Annotated in this window: 1 pseudogene; it reads left to right on the top strand. The window is 67.6% G+C overall.

From position 1 onward, the window contains the following. Positions 1 to 110 precede the first annotated feature (110 nt). Positions 111 to 457 (top strand): annotated as a pseudogene (locus tag FSY66_RS12440) (transposase family protein); the annotation flags it as partial.

Here is a 457-nt window from a genome sequence, read left to right as displayed (position 1 = left end):
GGCTCTTCGCAGATGAGGGTGTAGAAGCTGACGGCGCGGCGGTGTCGGGATAGAAGTCGAGGTCTCCCGAGGATGGAAGTTCTCACACTGCCCATCCGGAAGACCTCGACGTGCACGACGCTACCTTCACTCGCCCTGACCTGACCACGTTCTGCCGACTGGATGAGCTCGGTCTCGAAGCCGTTGGGCAACGGCTCGAGCCCGACCGCGCGGTGATCGCTTGCCGCGTCGTCGAGCTCGACCAGTGGTGCCGTCGCTGCGGCTGCGAAGGGGTTCCGCGGGACACGGTGGTCCGGCGGCTTGCGCACGAACCGCTCGGGTGGCGACCCACGACCCTGGAGGTCGTCGTGCGTCGCTACCGCTGCACCGACTGCTGCCATGTATGGCGACAGGACACCAGCCTGGCGGCCGAACCACGGGCGAAGCTGTCGCGCCGCGGGCTGCGCTGGGCACTAGA

This window comes from Kocuria palustris, from assembly GCF_007666205.1.
Classification (GTDB): Bacteria; Actinomycetota; Actinomycetes; order Actinomycetales; family Micrococcaceae; genus Kocuria; species Kocuria palustris_A.
This window is presented reverse-complemented; position numbering and strand designations above follow the sequence as displayed.